Genomic DNA, 23,692 nt, shown 5'->3' with positions numbered 1-23,692 from the left:
GCCTCACTGCGCCGCCGTCACCCGCCACACCGTGTTGCCCACGTCGTCGGCCACCAGCAGCGCGCCGCGGCCGTCGAGGGCCACGCCCACCGGGCGGCCCTGTGCGTCGCCCTTGCCGTTGACGAAGCCCGAGAGCACCGTCTGCGGCGCGCCCGCCGGGCGGCCGTTGGAGAAGGGCACGTACACCACCGAGTAGCCCGACAGCGGCTTGCGGTTCCAGCTGCCGTGCTGGCCGATGAACATGCCGCTGCGCAGCGAGGCCGGCAACGCCGCGGCCTGCTCGCCGCTCCACGCCAGCCCCAGCGCCGCCACGTGCGCGCCCAGCGCGTAGTCGGGCTTCAGGGCCTTGGCCACGGCCTGCTCGTTGACGGGCTTCACCCGCGCGTCCACGTTCTGGCCCCAGTAGCTCCAGGGCCAGCCGTAGAAGGCGCCGTCGCGTACCGAGGTCAGGTAATCGGGCACCAGGTCGTTGCCGATCTCGTCGCGCTCGTTGGACACCGTCCACAGCAGGCCGGTCGTGGGCTCCCAGGCCATGCCGTTGGGATTGCGGATGCCCGTGGCAAAGAGCCGCTTGCGTCCCGTGGCGCGGTCGATCTCCCAGATCGCGGCGCGCCCCTCCTCGGCCTGCAGCCCGTTCTCGGCGACGTTGGAGTTGGAGCCCACGGTGGCGTAGAGGCGCTGCCCGTCGGGGCTGGCGATCAGGCTCTTGGTCCAGTGGTGGTTGAGCGGCCCGCCGGGCAGGTCGGTGAGCGTCTGCGGCGCGCCGGCGGCCTGCGTGTCGCCCGGGCGGTAGGGCAGCCGCACCACGGCGTCGGTGTTGGCCACGTACAGCTCGTTGCCCACCAGCGCCATGCCGAAAGGCGAGTTCAGCCCCTGCGCGAACACCGTCTTCGTCTCGGCCACGCCGTCGCCATCGGCGTCGCGCAGCAGCGAGATGCGGTTGGGGCTGGGCACGCCGGCGCCGGCCTTGTCCATCACCTTCTTCATGACCCAGCCCCGGAAGCCCTTGTTGCCCTCGGACTTGGGCGGCGCGTTGGTCTCGGCCACGAGCACGTCGCCGTTGGGCAGCACGTGCAGCCAGCGCGGGTGCTCCAGCCCGGTGGCAAACGCCTTCACCTGCAGCCCGGGCGCGGGCGTGGGCGCGGCGCCGCTGGGCCAGCCCACGGCCGGGGCGATGTCCACGGTCGGGATGAGCGTCTTGCGGGGCGGCGGCAGCGTGGGGTCGGGGCCGGTCATGTCGGCCGCGACCAGGCGCGGCGTGTCGCTGCCGCAGGCCGCCAGCACGGCGGTCACGGTGGCAGCCAGCAGGGCGGGGCGCAGTGTCACGGGAACTCCTGTCACGGGTGGAGAGGTCAGCGCCCCTTGGGCAAATCCCGGGCCGGCCCGGGCGTTCCGGCAGACGTCCAGTCCGGGTGCAGGGGTTGACTGCAACATAATGAAAAAAGACCTCGCCGCTTTCATGGCAGTGAAGCGGCAGGCCATAGCGGAAGAAGAGAAGCGATCGCAGATCAGGGGAGCACAGGAATGGCCAGCAACGTTGCATCCGCCGCCACCGCGGCAGCGCCCACGACGGCGGGCGTGCGCTGGTACGGCACGGACGGCAACGACGCCAAGACCGGCACCGCTGGCAACGACATGCTCCAGGGCTGGAGGGGCGCCGACACGCTGCGGGGCGGTGCCGGCAACGACTGGCTCACCACGACGAACAGCAGCGTCGATTACGGCGGCGACGACCAGCTCGACGGCGGCGAGGGCAACGACACCCTCACCAGCGGCAGCGGCCGCGACAAGCTGTGGGGCGGCGCCGGCAACGACTTCCTCGACGGTGGCCTCGGCAACGACACGCTCTGGGGCGGCCTGGGCGCCGACAGCCTGGTCGGCGGCGAGGGCGACAACGTGCTGATGGGCGAGGCCGGCAACGACCAGCTCGTGACGCAGGCCAGCGCCGGCAACAACCGCCTCGACGGCGGCGATGGCGACGACCGGCTCTTTGCCGGCGCGGGCCGCGACACGCTACTGGGCGGCATCGGCCTCGGCAACGACACCCTGGACGCCGGCGCCGGCGACGACAGCCTCGACGGCGGCGCCGGCCGGGACCAGCTCTTTGCCGGCGCGGGCCGCGACACGCTGTGGGGCGGCGCGGACAACGACTACCTCGCAGGCGGCGCCGGCGACGACAGCCTCGACGGCGGCAGCGGCACCGACTCGGTGGCCGGCGGCGACGGCAACGACACGCTGCGCGGCGCCGAGGATGCCGACATCCTGCAGGGCGAGGCAGGCAGCGACCTGCTCGACGGCGGCCTGGGCAACGACCAGCTCGCCGGCGGCGACAACAACGACACGCTGGTCGGCGGCGACGGCAGCGACACGCTGGCTGGCGGCGCCGGCAGCGACCGCCTCGATGGCGGCGCGGGCAACGACCTGCTGAGCGACGCCGCGGGCAGCGACACGCTGGTCGGCGGCGCCGGCAACGACCAGCTCAGCAGCAAAGGCAACGCCAGCGCCTGCCGGCTCGAAGGCGGCGACGGCAACGACGCCGTCGTCGGCGGCAGCGCGGCCGACACGCTGCTCGGCGGCAGTGGCATGGACACGCTGCTCGGCGGCGACGGCAACGACAGCCTCGACGGCGGCGACGACGGCGACGACATGAACGGCGGCAGCGGCGACAACACCCTCGCCGGCGGTCTCGGCAACGACGTGCTGAGCGTCACCGGCAGCGCCGGCCGCAACCTGCTCGATGGCGGCGGGGACAACGACTCCATCGTCGGCGGCAGCGGCCTCGACACCCTCGTGGGCGGCGCCGGCAAGGATGTCCTGAACGGCGCCGCCGGCGACGACAGCCTCGATGGCGGCAGTGGCGCCGACTCGGTGGCCGGCGGCGCCGGCAACGACACGCTGCGCGGCGGCGACGACGCCGACGTCCTGCGGGGCGAGGCAGGCAATGACCTGCTCGATGGCGGCCTGGGCAACGACCAGCTCGCCGGCGGCGACGGCGACGACGACCTCGACGGCGGCAGCGGCGACAACACCCTGGCCGGCGGCCTCGGCGCCGACGTGCTGCGCGTCGCCGGCAGCACCGGCAGCAACCTGCTCGACGGCGGGGACGGCACCGACCGGCTCAGCGGTGGCCAAGGCAGCGACACCCTCGTCGGCGGCCTGGGCCTGGACACCCTGGACGGCGGTGCCGGCCAGGACGTCTTCCGCTTCACCGGCGCCATCGCCGGCGGTGCCAGTGCCGACACGATCCTGGACTTCAACGCGGCGGACGACCGGCTGGAGTTCGACCGCGCCGTCTTCGCCGGGCTGGGCAGCGCGGGCGCGGCGGTGGACGCGGGCGCCTTCGTGCTGGGCACCAAGGCGCTCGATGCCAACGACCGGCTGATCTACACCCAGGCCACGGGCGAGTTGCGCTATGACGCCGACGGCAGCGGCGCCGGCGCGGCCGTGCTCATCGCCAAGCTCGGCGTCAACACGGCGCTGACGGCCGCGGACCTGTTCGTGGTCTGACGCGCCGGGCCTGGCCCGAGTCGGCCGGTCGCTGCCCCCATGGCGCACGGGGCGGCGACCGGCTTTTCCGCTTTCAAGGAACCGATCGATGCGCGTGTGCTTCATCCACCAGAACATGCCGGCGCAGTTCCGGCACCTGATCGCGGCGCTGCTGCAGCGCGGCGACGAGGTGCTGGCCGTGGGCGAGCGCGGCGCCGTCGAGCGCTGGGGCGCGCGCCACGCGCGGCTGAGCGTGTTCGGCTACGGGCTGCCCGACCCGAAGCAGTTCGCCGCCACGCCGGCGCACCTGCGCGAGCTCGACGCGCAGGTCGCGCGCGGGCACGCCGTGGCGCGCGCGCTGCGCACCTTCAACGCCAAGGGCCTGCGGCCCGACCTGATCGTGGTCCACCCCGGCTGGGGCGAGGCGATGTTCATCCGCGCCGAGTGCCCGGACACGCCGATGCTGGGCTACTGCGAGTTCTTCTACCGCGCGCGCGGCGCCGACGTGGGCTTCGACCCCGAGTTCCCCAGCGGGCCTGACGCGCTGGCGCGGCTGCAGCTGCGCAAGGCGCCGCACCTGCTCGCGCTCGACGACATCGACGCCGGCGTGTGCCCCACCGAGTGGCAGCGCGCGCAGTTCCCGGCCGGCTTCCAGCACAAGCTCGCCGTGGTGCACGAGGGCGTGGACACGCGGCTGGTGCGCCCGGACCTGGAGGCGGTGTTCGAGCGCGACGGCCTGCGCCTGCGCCGCGGCGACCCGGTGGTGACCTACGTCGCGCGCAACCTGGAGCCCTACCGCGGCTTCCACACCTTCATGCGCGCGCTGCCGGCGCTGCAGGCGCGCGCGCCGCACGCGCGCGTGGTGGTGGTCGGCGGCGACGAGGTCAGCTACGGCCAGCGCCTGGCGCCGGGGCAGACCTGGCGGGCACGGCTGCAGGCCGAGCTGGGCGCGCGCGTGGACTGGTCGCGCGTGCACTTCACCGGCAAGCTGCCCTACGCGCAGTACCTGAAGCTGCTGCAGGTCTCGGCGGTGCACGCCTACCTGACCTACCCGTTCGTGCTGTCGTGGTCGATGCTCGAAGCCCTGGCCAGCGGATGCGCCGTGGTGGGCTCGCGCACGGCGCCGGTGCAGGAAGTGATCGAGCACGGGCGCAACGGCTGGCTCACCGACTTCTTCGACGCCGAAGCGCTGGCCGGGAAGCTCGCGCAGGTGCTGCGCGGCGGCGCCGAGGTCGAGGCCGCGCGCCAGGCCGCCCGCGCCACGGTCGTCGAGCGCTACGACCTGGCCACGCGCTGCCTGCCCGACGGGCTGGCGTTGCTGGAGCGGGTCGCGGTGCGGCGCGCGGGTTGAGGGCGCGGCCGGCGGCACCCCCCACAAAGCTCCCTCCGCGGCACCCCGAAGCGCCCCACAAAGCTCCCGGTCCGGCCCGTCGCTTCCTCCCATGCCCGGCACAGGGGCGCGTGTGAGATTGCCCATCCATGGCAATCCAAGGCACCAACGATCCCGACGTCCTGGCCGGCGGCTCCGGCAGCGACGACCTCAACGGCCTCGACGGGGCCGACACCCTCTACGGCGGCGGCGCGGCCGACACGCTCACCGACCTCAGCAGCGGCAACCTGATCTGGGGCGACCGCTACGCCGACGCGCCCCATGACCGCGCCGACGCCGGCGACGACACCATCCGCGCCGGCCTGGGCAACACCGTCCACGCCGGCGGCGGCAACGACTCGGTGCTGGGGCTGGGCAGCGACACCCTCGACGGCGGCCTGGGCAACGACACCCTGGTCGCGCTCTCCGGCACCAACTGGGTCGTCGGCGGCCTGGGCGCCGACGTGATCCGCGCCACCGGCACCATCTTCACCGACGACAACGACGCCACCACGCCGCTGGAGGGCGGCGACCGCGTCGTCGCCTCCTACGCCGACCGCATCGTGCACGGCGTCTACGACGTGCAGGACTTCAAGCCCGGCGCCGGCGGCGACGTGCTGTCGCTGCACGAGGTCTTCGCCGACCTGGCCGCTGCGGGCTACGACGGCCTGAACCCGCTCCTCGACCAGCAGCGCTTCGCGCTCGACGGCACGCGCGTGGTGCAGTCAAGCGCCGGCGTGCTCGGCGGCAACGGCTGGCTGCGGCTGCGCCAGCAGGGCGCCGACACGCTGGTGGAGGTGGACGCCACCGGCGGGCTCGACGGCTCGGTGTACCAGACGGTGGTGATCCTGCGCGGCGTGGCACTGGGCAGCCTGCAGCAGCACAACTTCGACCCGCCGTTCCGGCTCGACGGCGCCGTGGTGCACGCCGACCTCGACGGCACGCCGGGCAACGACAACTTCTTCGTCCTCGACGGCAACGACACCGTCCGCGCCGGCGCCGGCGACGACCTGGTGCGCAGCACCTACGGCAACGACAGCGTGGACGGCGGCCTGGGCAGCGACACGCTCTACGGCGGCTGGGGCAACGACACGCTGCGCAGCGGGGCTTCCAGCGCCGGGGTGGATTTCCTCCACGGCGAGGGCGGCGACGACCTGCTGCAGGGCGACTCGCGCATGGTCGCCGACGGCGGCAGCGGCAACGACCAGCTGCTGGGCAGCGACGGCGACGACGAACTGCGCGGCGGCAGCGGCAAGGACACGCTCGCCGGCGGCGCGGGCAGCGACTACCTCTTCGGCGACGCGCAGGACGACATGCTCGACGGCGGCACCGGGCGCGACTGGCTCAGCGGCGGCGACGGCGACGACCGCCTCTGGTCCGGCGTCACCGGCGTGAGCTTCGGCACCAGCCGCACCGACGTGCGTTTCACCGTCACCGACACCGATGTCCTGGGCGACTCGCTCAGCGGCGGCAGCGGCGCCGACACGCTGGTCAGCGGCGCGGGCGACGACACGCTCAACGGCGGCGACGGCCAGCTCGTGGCCTTCGCCGGTGCCGGCGCCGACCTCGTCATCGCCGACGGCAGCGGCCACCACGTGGATGCCGGCACGGGCGACGACACCCTCAGCGTGGGCGGCTCCTCCACGCTCATCGGCGGCGAGGGCCACGACCGCATCGCCGTGCGCGACGCCGGCAACGCCGTGCAGGCCGGCAGCGGCAACGACGTGGTGGCCTTCGAGTCCAGCCCCGCCATCCACGGCACCGGCGTGGCCGCGCTGGGCAGCGGCGCCGACACGGTGGCGCTGTCGCTGCGCTCGCGCGAGCTCGGCCGGGCCGCCGCGCAGGTCAGCGACTTCAAGGTCGCCGAGGGCGACCGCATCGACCTCGACCCCGTGCTCGGCCGGCTGTGGGAGCTGGGCTACGACTACGCCAATCCCTTCACCCAGGGCTGGGTGCGCCTGGTGGCGGCCGGCACCGACACGCTGGTGCAGGTGGACACCACGGGTTCGGCCAACGCCGGGCAGTGGCTCGACATCGCGCGGCTGAGCGGCGTGAGCCCGGCGGCGCTGGACCAGCCCAGCTTCGTCTGGAGCATCGACCCGCAGGGCGACCTGCTCGCGCGCCGCCTGGCCGGCACCGGGGGCGCCGACACGCTGCACGGCGGCGACGCCGGCGACAGCCTCTCGGGCCTGGGCGGCGCCGACTGGCTCGACGGCGCCTTCGGCGGCGCCGACACGCTGCTCGGCGGCGAGGGGGCCGACACGCTATTCGGCTTCAGCGGCGCCGACTCGCTCGACGGCGGCGACGGCGACGACGTGGCCTTCGGCGGCTACGGCAACGACGTCATCGATGGCGGCGCCGGCGACGACGCCGCCGTCTTCCTGCAGACCTACAAGGGCCGCGCCTACCAGGCCGCGGGCCTGAGCGGCGAGGAGGGCGACGACACCGTCTCGGGCGGCGACGGCCACGACGTGATCGACGGCGGCACCGGCAACGACCTGCTGCGTGGCGACGCCGGCAACGACCGGCTGCTGGCCGACGACGCCCCCCGCGCCGGCCAGACCGACCACGACTCGCTCAGCGGCGGCAGCGGCAACGACACCCTCGACGCCGGCCACGGCAACGACACCCTGCGCGGCGACGCCGGCAGCGACGCCCTGGCCTTCGACCGCGACGACCGCGACCGCGGCAGCGCCTGGACCGTGCTGCTCGACGGCGGCGCCGATGCCGACACGCTGCTGCTGCACTCCACGCGCAACAGCACGCTGCTGGGCGGCGACGGCGACGACGTCATCACGCTGCACGGCGCCGCCGCCGCCAGGGCCGACGGCGGCGGGGGCAACGACCGCATCGACGCCGGCGCCGCCGACGCCGACCTGCGCGGCGGCGGCCTGCGCTGGCGCAACGACGACGCCACGCTGCTGGGCGGCGCGGGCGACGACACCCTCCTGGCCTCGGGCGAGCGCCTGGTCATCGACGGCGGCGCGGGCAGCGACCTCATCGACCTCGCGGCCTACGACAACGCCTGGGGCCTGGTGCGCACCGGCAGCGGCAGCGACACGGTGCGGCTGTCGCTGCGCAGCGCCGAAGCCGCCCACGCCCCCCCGGTCATCGCCGACTTCACCCCGGGCCCCGGCGGCGACCGGCTCGACGTCTCCGCGGTGCTGGGCCGGCTCGCCGAGGGCGGCTACGACTACGGCAACCCCTTCGCCGGCGGCTGGCTGCGGCTGCAGCCGCTGGACGGCAACCTGCTGCTGCAGGCCGACCTCAACGGCCCGGCCGGCGGCGGGCAGTGGATCACGGTGGTGGTGCTGCAGGGCGTCCCGCCCGGCGCGCTGGACCTGGGCGCCAACTTCATCCCGCCCCTGGGCGGCGACGGCGAGCTCATCACCGGCACCGCGGGCCACGACGCCCTCACCGACACGCTGCCCGTGGTCGGCGTCAGGACCACGGGGGGCAACGACACCGTGTACGGCCTGGCCGGCAACGACACGCTCGACGGCGGCAGCGGCGGCGCCGACCGGCTCTTCGGCGGCGACGACGACGACCTGCTCTTCGGCTTCGACGGCGCCGACTCGCTCGACGGCGGCGCCGGGCGCGACGTCGTGCTCGGCGGCTTCGGCGACGACACCGTGCTCGGCGGCGCGGGCGACGACGGCGGCACGTCCGACGCCTGGCATTACCGCGGCACCTACAAGGGCCGCGTGCTCGACGCCGTGGGCCTCAACGGCGAGGAGGGCAACGACTGGATCGACGGCGGCGACGGCCGCGACCTGATCGACGGCGGCAACGGCAACGACACGCTGTTCGGCGGCGCCGAGGCCGACGTCATCAACGCCGCCAACGCCACGCCCGGGGTTGGCGACGCCGATTCCGCCAGCGGCGGGCTCGGCGACGACACGATCCAGGGCGGCGGCGGCAACGACACGCTGCGCGGCGACGCCGGCGCGGACTTCATCGAGTTCGACCGTACCGCCACCGAGCGCGCCGCCAACCGCGTCGTGCTGCTCGACGGCGGCGCCGACGCCGACAAGCTGCTGCTGTGGCACACCAGCGCCAGCACCGTGCTCGGCGGCACCGGCGACGACACGCTGCAGGCCCGCGGCAGCACCGGCGCGCTGCTCGACGGCGGCGACGGCCACGACCTGATCGACGCCAGCAACCGCAGCGGCGGCCTGTCGCAGCCGGTCTGGGTCAACGACGCCGCCACGATCCGCGGCGGCGGCGGCGACGACACCATCCTGGCCTCGGGCGCCAGGCTGCGCATCGAGGGCGGCGCGGGCCGCGATCTCATCGACCTGGCCATCAGCGAGGGCGCCTCGGCCACCGTCGCCACCGGCGACGGCGCCGACACGGTGCGGCTGTCGCTGCTGAGCGTGGAAGGCGGCTTCGCGCTGCCCGCGATCACCGACTTCAACCTCGGCGCCGACCCCGACCGCCTCGACCTCGCGCCGGTGCTGGGCCGGCTGTGGGCGCTGGGCTACGACTACGCCAACCCCTTCACCGGCGGCTGGCTGCGGCTGACGGCCTCGAACGGCGACACGCTGCTGCAGGCCGACCTCAGCGGCCCGGGCAACGGCGGGCAGTGGCTCACGCTGGCGCTGCTGCGCAACACCGCGCCGCTGGGCTTCAGTGCCGACAACTTCGTCTACCAGATCGCGCCCACGGGCTTCGCGGCCGGGCAGTTCGTCAACGGCAGCGAGCGCGCCGACGCCCTGGCCGGTGCCGACGGCCACGACAGCATCGCCGGCCTGGGCGACAACGACCTGCTCGACGGCGCCTTCGGCGGGCGCGACACGCTGCGCGGCGGCGAGGGCGACGACACGCTCTTCGGCTTCAGCGACGCCGATTCGCTCGACGGCGGGCTGGGCGCCGACGTGGTGCTCGGCGGCTACGGCAACGACACCATCCTGGGCGGCTCGGACGACGACGCCGCCCCCTACAAGGCCACCTACAAGGGCCGCGCCTACGAGGTCTGGGGCCTCAACGGCGAGCAGGGCGACGACTCCATCGACGGCGGCGACGGCAACGACCGCATCGACGGCGGCAGCGGCAACGACACGCTGCTGGGCGGCACCGGCAACGACCTCATCGCCGCCGACGGCGGCAGCCCCGCCGAAACCCGCGACGCCGACTCGGTGCTCGGCGGCGACGGCGCCGACACCCTGCACGGCGGCTGGGGCAACGACACGCTGCGCGGCGAGGCCGGCAACGACACGCTGCTGTTCGACCGCAACCAACAGGAGCGCAGCCTGCCGCGCAGCGCGCTGCTCGACGGCGGCGCCGACAACGACACGCTGCGCCTGAGCTTCACCCGCGGCAGCACGCTGCTGGGCGGTTCGGGCGACGACCTGCTCACCGTGCAGGGCAGCCTGAGCGCGCGCGTGGACGGCGGCGAGGGCGACGACCTGCTCGACGCCGCGCTGGGCGCGGGCCACGCCAACGACGCGTCCTGGGAGAACGACGCCGCCACGCTCGTGGGCGGGCTGGGCAACGACACCATCCGCGCCGCCGGCGAGGCGCTGGTCATCGACGCCGGCGCGGGCGACGACCTCGTCGATCTCGCGGTGGACGAGCGCGCCGCGGCCACCGTGACCACCGGCACCGGCCGCGACACGGTGCGGCTGTCGCTGGCCAGCGTGATCGACCGCGGCTACGCGCCCGCCGTCATCACCGACTTCAGCACCGGCGCCAGCGGCGACCGGCTCGACCTCTCGCCCGTGCTGGGCCGGCTGTGGGCCTTGGGCTACGACTACGGCAACCCCTTCACCGGCGGCTGGCTGCGGCTGGTGCAATCGGGCGCAGACACGCAGCTGCAGGCCGACCTGAACGGCCCGGTGGACGGCGCGCAATGGACCACCGTGGCGCTGCTGCGCGGCACCCAGGCCACGGCCTTCACGCGCGACAACTTCGTGGACCGCATCGCGCCCGCGGGCGACACGGCGCCGCGCACCGCCGACGGCACGCTGGCACCCGACACCCTCGTCGGTGCCGACGGCGCCGACAGCCTGGCCGGTGCCGGCGACGACGACCTGCTCGACGGCGCCTTCGGCGGCGCCGACACGCTGCGCGGCGCCGAGGGCAACGACCTGCTCTTCGGCTTCGATGGCGGTGACCTGCTCGACGGCGGCCTGGGCAACGACGTGGTCTTCGGCGGCTTCGGCAACGACACCATCCAGGGCGGCTCGGGTAACGACGCGGGCTGGTTCAGCGGCACCTACAAGGGCCGCGCCTACAACCAGGCGGGCCTCAACGGCGAGGAAGGCAACGACTTCATCGACGGCGGCGACGGCGACGACCGCATCGACGGCGGCCGCGGCGGCGACACGCTGCTGGGCGGCGCCGGCGCGGACGTCATCAAGACCGGCACGGACTCGGACCGCGACTCGGTCAGCGGCGGCGACGGCGCCGACGACATCAATGGCGGCAGCGGCAGCAACAGCGACGGCGCCGACACGCTGCGCGGCGACGCGGGCAACGACTACATCTTCTACCTCGGCGGCAAGGGCGGGCTCGTCGACGGCGGCGCCGACCACGACACCCTGGTGCTGCTGGCCAGCGACAGCACCGTGCTGGGCGGCGCGGGCAACGACACGGTGTCCGTGCCCATGAACGGCGCGCGGCTGAGCGTGGACCTGGGCGATGGCGACGACCAGCTCACCGGCAGCGGCGACGCCAGCACGGTGCTGGGCGGCCTGGGCAACGACACCATCGACTTCGCCGGCACCGCGCTGGCGATCGACGCCGGTGCCGGGCGCGACCTGATCGTGCTGTCCAGCGGCAACGGGGGCTCGGGGCGCATCAGCACCGGCGCCGATGCCGACGTGGTGCGGCTGGCCTGGCGCGCGCCCGGCGAGCTGCGCCCCGCGCCGGTGCTCACCGACTTCACGGCCGGCGCGGGCGGCGACCGGCTCGACCTCTCCGCCGTGCTGGCGCGGCTGCCGCTGTCCGCCGGGGCCGACCCCTTCGCCAGCGGCCACCTGCGCCTCACGCCCGCGGGCAGCGGCACGCTGCTGGAACTCGATGCCGACGCGGCGGGCAACGGTGCGCGCTACGTGGCGCTGGCGCTGCTGCAGGGGGTGGCCCCGGGCAGCCTGACGGCGGCCAACTTCGTGCAGGCGCTGGCGCCGCGCGTGGGCACCAACCCGGCCGCGCCCACCGCGCAGGACGACAAGACCGTGCTGCTGCTGGAGGACGCCGCGGCCACGCCGCTGGGGCTGACCGCGCCCAGCGACCCGGACGGCGGCATGCCGACCATCCGCATCGACGCGCTGCCGTCGCCTTCACTCGGCATGCTCACGCTGGCCGACGGCAGCGCCGTGGCCAGCGGCCAGGCACTCAGCGCCGCGCAGCTCACCGGGCTGCGCTTCACGCCCCAGGCCCACCAGAACGGCGCCCTGGGCGGCTTCGCCTACAGCGTGATGGACGACGAGGGCAGCGTGATCACGCGGCAGGTGCAGTTCCAGGCCACGCCGGTCAACGACGCGCCGACGCTGACGAACCTGTTCGAGCGCACCTTCCTCGACAGCGGCGACCAGCCCTTCACCCTGGACCTGGACGACCTGGGTCACGACATCGAGGACGACGCGCAGCTGGCCTTCGGCGTCACGCTCGCCAGCGGCCAGCCGCTGCCCTCATGGCTGCGCTACGACGCGGCCACGCACGTGCTCTCGGGCACCGCGCCCTACGCCACGACCGGCGCCTGGACCCTGGCCATCAGGGTCACCGACCCGCAGGGCGCCAGCGCCACCGGCAGCTTCGTGCTGCGCAGCAGCCCGGGCACCTTCCGCTTCGGCACCGAGGCCGCCGACACGCTGCTGGGCGGCTCCGGCCATGACGGCCTCTACGGCTACGGCGCCGCCGACCGCATCGAGGGCCGCACCGGCAACGACACGCTGTTCGGCGTGGACGGCGACGACCTGCTCCTGGGCGGCGAGGGCAGCGACCGGCTCGAAGGCGGGCAGGGCGCCGACACGCTCGACGGCGGCAGCGGCGCCGACCAGATGATCGGCGGCGCCGGTGCCGACACCTACTGGGTGGACAACGTGTCGGACGGCGTGGATGAGTCCTCCGCCGTGGCCGGCGAGACCGACACGGTGCGCTCCTCGGTGAGCTGGACGCTGGGCCTCAACCTGGAAAACCTGGTGCTCACGGGCACGGCCGCCGTCAGCGGCACGGGCAACGGCGCGGCCAACGCCCTCACCGGCAATGCCGCGGCCAACGTGCTCGACGGCGGCGCCGGCCTCGACACCCTGAGCGGCGGCGCGGGCAACGACACCTACGTCGTGGACAGCGTGCTGGACAAGGTGGTCGAGACCTCGACGCTGGCCGCCGAGACCGACACGGTGCGGTCCTCGGTGAGCTGGACGCTGGGCGCCAACCTGGAGCACCTGGTGCTGCTGGGCAGCGCGGCGATCAACGGCACCGGCAACACGCTGGCCAACCACATCACCGGCAACGCCGCGGCCAACGGCCTCAACGGCGGCGCCGGGGCGGACACGCTTTCCGGCGGCGCGGGCAACGACACGCTCAACGGTGGCACCGGCGACGACGCCCTGGCCGGCGGCAGCGGCAGCGACACCTTCGTGGTGGACAGCCTGCTCGACAAGGTCACCGAGGATGCCGGCGCCGCGGGCGACATCGACACGGTCCAGTCCACGGTGACGTGGGTGCTGGGCGCCAACCTGGAGAACCTGGCGCTCACCGGCATCGCCGCCGTCAACGGCACGGGCAACGCCGGCCACAACCTCGTCACCGGCAATGGCGCGGCCAACGTGCTCAGCGGCGGCGCCGGCAACGACACGCTCGACGGCGGCCTGGGCCACGACTCGCTCGCGGGCGGCACGGGCAACGACTTGCTCGCGGGGGGCGTGGGCAACGACACGCTCGCCGGCGGTGCCGGCCAGGACACGTTCCGCTTCAACGCCGCGCCCAATGCGGCCAGCAACGTGGACCACCTCACCGACTTCCTGGCGGTGGACGACCGGCTGGAGTTCGACGACGCGGTGTTCACCAGGCTGGGTGCGGTGGGCGCGGTCAAGGCCGGCGCCTTCGTGCTGGGCACCAAGGCGCTCGATGCCGATGACCGGCTCATCTACATGCAATCCACCGGTCAGCTGCTCTACGACGCCGACGGCAGCGGCGCCGGCGCGGCGGTGCTGGTGGCGCGGCTCGCGGCGGGCACCACGCTGACGCTGGGCGACCTGTTCGTGGTGTGAGGGGCGGGCGCCGTCAGCCGCCGCGCGCGGCGCGCCAGGCCGCGTGCAGCCGCGCCACGCCCTCGCGCAGCCGCTCGGGGCTTTCCGTGGTGAAGCTCAGGCGCAGCCGGTCGCGCGGCGCGCCCTCGGCGTAGAACGCGTCGCCGGGCACGAAGGCCATGCCGGCATCGAGCGCGCGCGGCAGCAGCGCGCGCGTGTCGGTGCCGTCGGTGAAACGCGCCCACACGAACATGCCGCCTTCGGGCTCGTCGAATTCCAGCGCCGCGCCGAAGGCGTCGGTGAGCGCCCGGCACAGCGCGCGGCGGCGCTCGCGGTAGGCCTCGCGCACGCGCGCCAGGTGCGCGGGCAGCCGGCCGCTTTCCAGGTAGCGCGCGGCGACTTCCTGCGCGAAGGACGAGGTGTGCAGGTCCATGGCCTGCTTGACGCGCGCCGCGGCCTCGGCCAGCGGCCTGGGCAGCACCAGCCAGCCCAGGCGCAGCCCCGGCGCCACGGCCTTGGACAGCGTCGAGGTGCGCCCGCACCAGGCGCGCGCGCCGGGAACCTCCTGCGCCAGCGCGGTGAGGCTCGGCAGCTCCTGCCCCTCGGTGCGCAGCACGCCGTAGGGGTCGTCCTCCAGCACCAGCACCTGGTGGCGCGCGGCCCAGGCCAGCAGCCACTGGCGCCGGCGCAGCGACAGCGAGGCGCCCGACGGGTTGGCAAAGGGCGAGACCAGGTAGACCAGCTTCGGCCTGGCCGGCAGCGCCAGCGTCTCCAGGTCCTCGACCCGCGCGCCCTCGGCGTCCTCGTCCAGTCCCACGCAGCGCGCGCCGGCCAAGGTAAAGGTCTGGAGGGCGGCCAGGTAGCTTGGGCGCTGCACCACCACCACGTCGCCCTCGTCGAGCAGCAGCCGCGCCACGATGTCCAGCGCCTGCTGCGAGCCGGTGGTCACCAGCAGCTCGCGGCCAGCCATGTCGATGCCGCGCCCGGCCTCGTGGGTGCGCAGCGCGGCGCGCAGCGCGGGCTGGCCCTCGGTCAGGCCGTACTGCAGCGCGGCGACTCCGGCACCCTCGGCCAGCGCGGCCTGCGTCGCGGCGCGCAGGCCCTCGGTGTCGAACAGCTCCGCCGCGGGCAGCCCGCCGGCCAGCGAGATCACGTGGGCCTGCTGCGCGGCCTTGAGCAGCTCGCGCACGTCGGAGCTGCGCAGCGCGGCGGCGCGGGTGGACAGGGGATAGCGGGGCGTGTCGGCGGTGGAACTCATGGCGGCAGGCAGGTGTCCAGGGCAGCAGGGAGCCGAAGGCTAAGGCGGCACCGTTGCACCGTCCCGGTACGGCGACCGTAACGGTCGGCGAACTGTTTGGCGCGCGGACCAGAACGGTTACCGTGGCGGCCATGCTTGAATGCCGCTCGCCATGTTCACCCTGACGAAGGACGCCGCCGTTCCGCTGACCGAGCAGATCGTGCGCCACTTCGCGCAGCGCATCGACGAGGGCGCGCTGCTGCCCGGGGCGCGGCTGCCCTCGGTGCGGCAGCTCGCGGCGCGGCTGGAGGTCAGCGTGCACACCGTGCTGGCGGCGCTGGACCGGCTGGCCGGCCAGGGCTACGTCGCCTCGCGCCCGGGCGCGGGCTACTACGTGCAGCGACCGGCCGGGCGCGCCGCGGTGCAGGCGCCGCCGCCGCCGCGGGCCGAGCCGGCCACCACCACGGCCGGCTTCACGCACAGCGCGCTGTCGGCCGACGCCACGCTGCTGCAGGCCGGCTCGGGCTACCTGCCGCGACACTGGTACGAGGACGCCATCGCCCCGGCCACGCTGGCGCGCAGCCTGCGCGAGAGCGCCGAGGCCGCGGTGGTGCCGCCGGTGCAGGGCCTGCCCGCGCTGCGCGAGCAGCTGGCGCAGCGCCTGGCCCGGCGCCAGATACCGGCCAGCGCCGCGCACGTGGTCACGGCCTTCGGCGCCTCGCAGGCGCTGCAGCTCGCCGCGCGCGTGCTGGCCGCGCCGGGCGACGTGGTGCTGGTGGACGACCCGGGCTACTTCCTGCTGCACAGCCAGCTCGCCGCGCTGGGGCTGCGCGTGGTGGGCGTGCCGCGCGAGGCCGAGGGGCCGGACCTGGACGCGCTCGCCGCGCTGGCCAGCGAGTACCGGCCGCGCGCCTTCTTCACGCAGACGCTGCTGCACAACCCCACCGGCGGCAGCACCGTGCCGGCGCGCAGCCACCGCATCCTCAACCTGGCCGAGGCCCACGACTTCATGCTGGTCGAGGACGACGTCTACGGCGACCTGGCCGGCGACGCCGGCGTGCGGCTGGCGCAGATCGACGGCCTGCGCCGCGTGGTGCAGGTGGGCAGCTTCAGCAAGCTGCTCAGCCCCAGCCTGCGCGTGGGCTGGCTGGCCGCACCGGCGCCGCTGGTGGAGCGGCTGGTGGCGCTGAAGCTCATGGACGTGCTCTCGGGCTCGACGCTGGAGGAAGCGCTGGTGGCCGAGGTGCTGCGCAGCGGCCGCTACCACCGCCACGTGCTGCGCCTGCGCGAGCGGCTGGCGCGCGCGCGGGGCGCGGCCATCGCCGCGCTGCAGCGCTGCGGGCTGCGCTTCGACGCCGACGCGGCGGGCGGCGGGGGCGTGTTCCTGTGGGCGGCGCTGCCGCCGGGCGTGGAGGCGCCGGCCGTGGTGGAGGCCGCGCGCGAGGCCGGCATCGTCATCGCCGGCGGCCACATGTTCTCGCGCCGCGGCGCGGGGCTGGACCGGCTGCGGCTCAACGCGGCATGGGGGACGGACGCGCGGCTGCTGGGGTTCCTGGAGGAAAGGTTGCGGCAGGGCAGCTGAAATGAAGGCCGTGAGGCGGTACTACGATCGGGACCCGGATATGTCTTCAAGGAGTGGCCGTGCCTGATCGAGTTGCCGAATTGGTCCAGCACGGGCTGGCCCTCTCGCCGGAAGACCGGCAGCGCCTCGTGGACCGGCTGCTGGAATCGCTGAACGAACCGGCAGCCTCGCAGCTGGATTCGGCCTGGGCGCCGGAGATCGAGCGGCGCCTGGCCGAGTACGACCGGGGCGAAGTGCAGGCGGTCGATGCCGATGAGGTCTTTGCCAAGGCTCGCCGGATCGCACAGTGAAGGTCCGCTTCCTGCCCGCTGCGCAAGCCGAGTTGCTGGACGAAGTCGGGTACTACTCCAAGGCGCGCACCGGCACGGGTGTTCGGTTCCAGGCGGCCGTGGAAGCCGCGGTCGCGCGTGCGGCATCGCACCCCTTGGGAGGCGCCCCTTCCTGACAGGAAACCCGCAGCGTCCTGGTGAAGGGCTTTCCGTTCAGCGTGGTCTACCGCGTGTCGGCACGGGAAATTCTCGTGATCGCCATTGCGCCCCATCGGAAGCGGCCGCGTTACTGGGCATCGCGCGTCGATTGACGCACTCCGGCTGGCGCGGCCACCGGGCACGAAGCCCCAGTCCCGGCAGCAGTACACAACCCCAGTCGCCGCCCGCACGGGTCAAGCACGGACAATGTGGGGTTTGCCCGCATCAAGCCCCTCCGCCGTGACCCAAACCCTCCCCACCGCCAAGCCGATCACCTCCTGGCGCCCGTACTGGGCCAAGCGGTTCGGCACGGCCAGGTTCCTGCCCACCAGCCGGGCGGAAATGGACGAACTGGGCTGGGACAGCTGCGACGTGGTGCTCGTCACCGGCGACGCCTATGTGGACCACCCCAGCTTCGGCATGGCCGTGATCGGCCGCGTGCTGGAGGCGCAGGGATTCCGCGTGGGCATCATCGCCCAGCCCGACTGGCACAGCGCCGATCCCTTCCGGGCGCTGGGCAAGCCGAACCTGTTCTGGGGCGTCACCGCCGGGAACATGGATTCGATGATCAACCGCTACACCGCGGACCGGAAGATCCGCTCCGACGACGCCTACACCCCCGGCGGCGAGGGCGGCCGGCGCCCGGACCGCGCCTGCCTGGTGTACGCGCAGCGCTGCCGCGAGGCCTTCCCCGATGTGCCCATCGTCATCGGCGGCATCGAGGCCTCGCTGCGCCGCATCGCCCACTACGACTACTGGCAGGACAAGGTGCGCCGCTCCATCCTGGTGGACGCCAAGGCCGACCTGCTGCTCTACGGCAATGCCGAGCGCGCGCTGGTCGAAGTGGCGCACCGCCTGGCGCGGCGCGAGCCGGTCGAGGCCATCACCGACGTGCGCGGCACCGCCTTCATGCGCCGCACGGGCGACCCGACCGCCGCGGGCTGGTTCGAGCTCGACTCCACCGAGGTGGACCGCCCCGGACGCATCGACGATCACATCAACCCCTACCTGACCACCGAGGAGCAGGCGGCGGAGAAGGGCGGCACCTGCGCCAAGGAATCCGGCGCGCAGGCCGAATCCGAAGATGCCGGCGTGGCCGTCATCGCCATGCCCGTGAGCCGCAAGAGCGGGCGCATCGCCATGCCGCCGCGCGAGCGCACCGTGATCCGGCTGCCGAGCTACGAGCAGGTGAAGTCCGACCCGGTGCTCTACGCCCACGCCAACCGCGTGCTGCACCTGGAGACCAACCCCGGCAACGCGCGCGCCCTCGTGCAGCGCCACGGCGAGCGCGACCTGTGGATCAACCCGCCGCCGATCCCGCTGACCACGGCGGAGATGGACCACGTCTTCGACCTGCCCTACGCGCGCAGCCCGCACCCGCGCTACGCCGACGAGAGCGGGCGCCACGACGGCGCGACCAAGATCCCGGCGTGGGAGATGATCCGTTTCTCGGTCAACATCATGCGCGGCTGCTTCGGCGGCTGCACCTTTTGCTCGATCACGGAGCACGAGGGCCGCATCATCCAGAGCCGCAGCGAAGACTCCGTCATCCGCGAGATCGAGGAGATGCGCGACAAGGTCACGGGCTTCACCGGCGTCGTCTCCGACCTGGGCGGCCCGACCGCCAACATGTACCGGCTGGGCTGCAAGAGCCCCGAGATCGAGGCCGCCTGCCGCAAGCCCAGTTGCGTCTATCCGGACGTGTGCCAGAACCTGCGCACCGACCATGCCCCGCTGATCAAGATGTACCGCCGCGCCCGCGCGCTGCCGGGCGTCAAGAAGATCCTCATCGGCTCGGGCCTGCGCTACGACCTGGCGGTGAAGTCGCCGGAGTACATCAAGGAGCTGGTCACGCACCACGTCGGCGGCTATTTGAAGATCGCGCCGGAGCACACCGAGGGCGGGCCGCTGTCGAAGATGATGAAGCCGGGCATCGGCACCTACGACCGCTTCAAGCAGCTCTTCGAGCAGTTCAGCGCCGAGGCCGGCAAGCAGCAGTTCCTGATCCCGTACTTCATCGCCGCGCACCCGGGCACCAGCGACGAGGACATGATGAACCTCGCGCTCTGGCTCAAGCGCAACGGCTTCCGCGCGGACCAGGTGCAGACCTTCTACCCCTCGCCGATGGCCACGGCCACGGCCATGTACCACTCGGGGCAGAACCCGCTCAAGGGCATCAGCCGCGACCCGGCCAAGGGCGAGAAGGTGGACATCGTGCGCGGCGAGCGCCGGCGCCGGCTCCATAAGGCCTTCCTGCGCTACCACGACCCCAACAACTGGCCGCTGCTGCGCGAGGCGCTCAAGGACATGGGCCGGGCCGACCTGATCGGCAACGGCAAGCACCACCTGATCCCCACCTTCCAGCCCGCTACCGACGGCACCTACCAGAGCGCGCGGCGCAAGAACAGCACGGCGCCCGGGGCCAGGACCTCGGTCGCGAAGCCGCTGGGCAAGCCGATGGGCGCGCAGGGTGCGGGCGCCACCGTGTCGAAGCTCTCCGGCGGCAAGGCCGCGCCGGCCAAGGGCGGCGCGGTCAGCTACGCCAGACCGGCCGGCGCGGCACCGAAGCGCGGCACGGTGCTGACGCAGCACACGGGGCTGCCGCCGCGGGAGACGGGCGGGCGCGCAGGCGGCCCGTCCAAGGCGGCGGGCGGGCGCAAGGGGCGCTGAACCCCGGCAGCCCGCCTGGATCAGCAGGGCAGTCAGCCCTGCGTCCCTGCCGAGGCCCGCGTCGGAGCGATCCGCGCGGGCCTGCGCACATCCACGCGGCCCGCCATCGCCGTCTTGCCCGTTGTTGTCCATGCGGGTTTGCCGGGTCCTGGAACAGCACCGGAGCGCTGAAAGCTGATCGTTAGTATCTGTAAACGATTGCTTTCCAGGGAGGCGCCGGCTTTCCAAGGGCCGGCGTGGACAGGCAGATGGCAAAGAAAGTGGTGTTCATCGACGCGCGCGTCGCCGGCCTTGCTTCCATCGTCAGCCAGCTCGTTGCGGATACCGAGGCCATCATGCTCGACGCCCGCCAGGTCGGCCTGCTGCAAATGCAGCGGGCATTGGCGGGGCGCGGCGGCCTGGACAGCATCCACGTCGTCAGCCACGGCGCGCCTGGAGCGCTGCAGTTGGGCTCGACGCTCGTGGACACCGCCGCCCTGGCTGGCCACGCCGCCGCGCTGCGGTCCATGGGCCAGGCGCTCACGGCCAGCGGCGACATCCTGCTCTACGGCTGCGGCGTGGCGCAGGGCGCGCTGGGGCAGGCTTACGTCGGCGCCTGGGCACGGGCCACGGGCGCGGATGTGGCGGCGTCGGTCGATGCCACCGGCCCGGCGGCTTGGGGCGGGAACCTGCGGCTGGAATCGACAGTGGGTGCCGTCGAAACACAGGCACTGGCATTGAATGGCTTGAATGGCCTGCTTGGGGCCAATTCGGCTCCAACGTTTTCCGGCGCGGATGGGAAAGTGGTGACCGACCTGGGCGGCAGCGAATGCCTGAGATCGATGGCCGTGCTGAAGGACGGCCGCATTCTCCTGATGGGCAACGAGGGCGACAACGGCTCGGGCCGGATTGCGTTGGCCCGGTATCTGTCCAACGGTACGCTGGACACGAGTTTCGACGGGGATGGCAAGCTGCTTCTCGCTGCGGTCGGGCAAACGGGGAATGCAAGTGGGCCAGTTTATTACCAGCCGGGATATGGCTGTACCGTCACGCTGCAGCCGGATGGCAAGATGCTGCTGCCTGGGTTTGTTGACGGCCGCGTGGTGCTGACGCGACTGAATGCCGATGGCAGCCAGGATGCTGGTTTCGGGGTTGGGGGAAAGATTGTTTCCTCTCTTTCCGGATCGTATGCAGATGGCTCGCAAGTGGCCTTGCAGGCAGACGGCAAGATACTGCTGGCGGCACCCGGCGGTTTCGTCGTGGCGCGCTACAACACTGACGGCACGCTGGACACCAGCTTTGGCCGGAGTGGAAAGGTTGGTCCTTATTATGGCTACGATATCTCTACGCGGGATATATTGGTATTGCCGAACGGAAACATATTGATGGTCGGACTGGTCGACTACAAGTTGGTCATGGTTCAATACAACGCCAATGGCAAGGCGAATTTGAAGTTCGGCGTCGACAGCATGGTTGTTTCGGGCCTGGGTTCGCACAGTTACGACGGGGCCGTGGCCGTGCAGGCTGACGGAAAAATAGTGGCGGTAGGCTATGCGCAGAGAGATATTGCTGTCAAGTGTTACAACGCTGACGGCAGCTTGGATGCTGGTTTTGGAAATCAGGGATTGGTCACTACCCGTATTGTGGCCCATGACTACGATTATTCCGAGGCTTTCAGCGTTGCCTTGCAAGCGGATGGAAAGATCGTGGTGGCCGGTGAGAGCCATGGTGACGTCGTCGTGGTGCGATATCTTCCCGACGGCCGCCTGGACACCAGTTTCGATGGCGACGGCAAGGTCATCACGAAACTGACATGGGACGTGGACAGGACGGGCATCAACTACAGCGTTGCGATTCAAGCGGACGGCAAGATACTGGTTTCCACCTCGCGAGGAGAGGGATACGAGACACAGGACTTCCAGCTGCTTCGCTACAACACCGACGGCAGCCTGGACCTGAGCTTTTCCCCCGCAGGAGACACGCTGCCCTTCGTCGCCACCTACAGCGAGCCCACGCTGTACCCATCAAATTTTCCGGTCGAACTGTCTCCTGGCGTCCATGTCTTCGATGCCCAATTGAATGCGCGAGGAAATTATGGTGGCGCCACGCTGACGCTGGCCCGCCATGGCGGAGCGGACGTCTCGGACGTGTTCTCCACGACGGCCGATTCCACGCTGTCGGCCCTCGTGGCGGGAAATCAGTTTTCGGTCGATGGCGTGATTGTCGGCAGGGTGCTGAAGAATGCCGGCGGGCAACTGGTGCTGAGCTTCAACACCTCGGCCACCCAGACCTTGGTGGACCGCGCCCTGCAGCAGATCGGCTATTCCAACAGTTCCGACGCGCCGCCGGCGCAGGTGCGGATTGACTGGATATTCAGCGACGGCAATACCGGTTCTCAAGGCACGGGCGGGGCACTGAGCGTGTCCGGCAGCAGCACGGTGCGCATCATTGCCGCCAATGATGCGCCCGTGGTCTCCAACCCGCTGCCGGACCGCAGTGCAACGGCTGGAAGAGTTTTCGAATTCAAGCTGCCGGCCAACAGCCTCATTGATCCGGACCGCGACGCCCTGACATTTGCGCTTGCCATGTCTAATGGCTCGGGAGTGCCACCCTGGCTGAAATTCGATACGGCCACCGGCACGCTGCGCGGCACGCCCGGCAGTGCCGATATGGGCACCTATCATCTGCGGCTGACCGCCCGGGATGGCCAGGGCGCCAGCGTTCACGATGATTTCCAGTTCACGGTCACACCGGCCAATGTGTTCAATGGCACTTCGGGCAACGACAATATCGTCGGTCAGGCCAGCAACGACATACTCAACGGCCTGGCCGGCGATGACACCCTCGACGGCGGCGCCGGCAGTGACACCATGACGGGTGGCGACGGTTCGGATATCTATTATGTTCGGGATACCGGCGATACCGTGACGCAAACCAATGCCACCGCTGCCGGCGGCATCGACACGGTGTGGAGCTTCCTGAATGCCCATGTGCTGGGTGCAAACATCGAGAACGGCCGCATCCTGCTGCCCGGCGCGGCCGGGCTGACGGGCAACAACTTGAACAACGTGCTGTTTTCCGGTGCCGGCGACAACGTTCTCGATGGCGCTGCCGGTGCCGATACTGCCAGTTATCTCTACGCCGCTGCCGGCGTCACGGTGAATCTGGCATCGGCGCTGGCCCAGGATACCGGCGGCTCCGGCATCGACACGCTGCGCAATATCGAGAACGTTACCGGCTCCAAAGGCGACGACATCCTGCTGGGCAATGCCGGCGCCAACACGATCGACGGCGGGGCGGGCGCGGATTTCCTGGTCGGCCGCGATGGCCACGACACACTGGCCGGCGGCGCCGGGCTGGACACGCTCGTCGGCGGCAGCGGCCAGGACGCCTTTCGCTTCGCGGACCTGCCTACCGTCGCAACGCTGGACGCGATTGCCGACTTCAACACCGTGGACGACCGGCTCGAATTCGACGACGCGGTGTTCAAGGCCCTGGGCCCCGTCGGCGCGGTGGCTGCGGGCACCTTCGTGCAGGGCCGCGCGGCGCTGGATCGCGACGACCGGCTGCTCTACGACCGCGCCAGCGGCGAGTTGCGCTATGACGCCGACGGCAGCGGCACGGGTGCCGCGGTGCTGTTCGCCAGGCTGAGCGCCGGCACGGCGCTGAACGCGGTCGATTTGTTCGTGGTCTGAACGAACGGCT

The 23,692-nt window shown here is 72.4% G+C and carries 9 protein-coding genes; 7 read left to right on the top strand and 2 right to left on the bottom strand.

Translation table 11 applies throughout. The annotated features are described in order from the left end of the window. Positions 1 to 3 precede the first annotated feature (3 nt). Positions 4 to 1,326: a PQQ-dependent sugar dehydrogenase gene (locus FJ694_RS21690; protein ID WP_232540163.1), complete on the bottom strand. Its 1,323-nt coding sequence runs from the start codon at positions 1,324 to 1,326 to the stop codon at positions 4 to 6. Positions 1,327 to 1,524: 198 nt separating this feature from the next. Between FJ694_RS21690 and FJ694_RS37810 the strand changes: the two genes are divergently transcribed. The 3 genes from FJ694_RS37810 (at position 1,525) to FJ694_RS37805 (ending at position 14,073) form a co-directional block, all read left to right on the top strand. After that, complete coding sequence (locus tag FJ694_RS37810) at positions 1,525 to 3,507, top strand: calcium-binding protein (protein ID WP_157269407.1); 1,983 nt, start codon at positions 1,525 to 1,527, stop codon at positions 3,505 to 3,507. 88 nt (positions 3,508 to 3,595) lie between these two features. Next, positions 3,596 to 4,837, top strand: a complete 1,242-nt coding sequence (locus tag FJ694_RS21680; protein ID WP_157269406.1) for a glycosyltransferase family 4 protein — start codon at positions 3,596 to 3,598, stop codon at positions 4,835 to 4,837. Between the two features lie 128 nt (positions 4,838 to 4,965). Then, complete coding sequence (locus FJ694_RS37805; protein ID WP_157269405.1) at positions 4,966 to 14,073, top strand: putative Ig domain-containing protein; 9,108 nt, start codon at positions 4,966 to 4,968, stop codon at positions 14,071 to 14,073. A 13-nt stretch (positions 14,074 to 14,086) separates the two neighbouring features. Here the strand turns inward: FJ694_RS37805 and FJ694_RS21670 are convergent, their stop codons facing one another. After that, positions 14,087 to 15,310: an aminotransferase-like domain-containing protein gene (locus tag FJ694_RS21670; RefSeq protein WP_157269404.1), complete on the bottom strand. Its 1,224-nt coding sequence runs from the start codon at positions 15,308 to 15,310 to the stop codon at positions 14,087 to 14,089. A 151-nt stretch (positions 15,311 to 15,461) separates the two neighbouring features. On the opposite strand from FJ694_RS21670, the gene FJ694_RS21665 reads away from it, so the two are divergent. From FJ694_RS21665 to FJ694_RS21650, 4 genes are all read left to right on the top strand, one after another. Further along, a complete protein-coding gene (locus tag FJ694_RS21665) occupies positions 15,462 to 16,871 on the top strand; it encodes an aminotransferase-like domain-containing protein (protein WP_198320927.1) in 1,410 nt (469 codons plus the stop codon). 59 nt (positions 16,872 to 16,930) lie between these two features. After that, on the top strand, positions 16,931 to 17,161 hold the full coding sequence (locus tag FJ694_RS21660; RefSeq protein WP_157269402.1) for an addiction module protein: 231 nt from the start codon (positions 16,931 to 16,933) through the stop codon (positions 17,159 to 17,161). 384 nt (positions 17,162 to 17,545) lie between these two features. Continuing rightward, the gene (locus FJ694_RS21655) at positions 17,546 to 20,008 is read left to right on the top strand and encodes a YgiQ family radical SAM protein (protein WP_157269401.1); all 2,463 of its coding nucleotides are present in this window, start codon (positions 17,546 to 17,548) and stop codon (positions 20,006 to 20,008) included. Positions 20,009 to 20,256: 248 nt separating this feature from the next. Continuing rightward, entirely contained in the window at positions 20,257 to 23,682 is a 3,426-nt protein-coding gene (locus FJ694_RS21650; protein ID WP_157269400.1) for a DUF4347 domain-containing protein, read from the top strand. Positions 23,683 to 23,692: the final 10 nt, after the last annotated feature.

The sequence above is a fragment of the Azohydromonas aeria genome (assembly GCF_009760915.1).
Lineage (GTDB): Bacteria > Pseudomonadota > Gammaproteobacteria > Burkholderiales > Burkholderiaceae_C > Azohydromonas > Azohydromonas aeria.
This window is presented reverse-complemented; position numbering and strand designations above follow the sequence as displayed.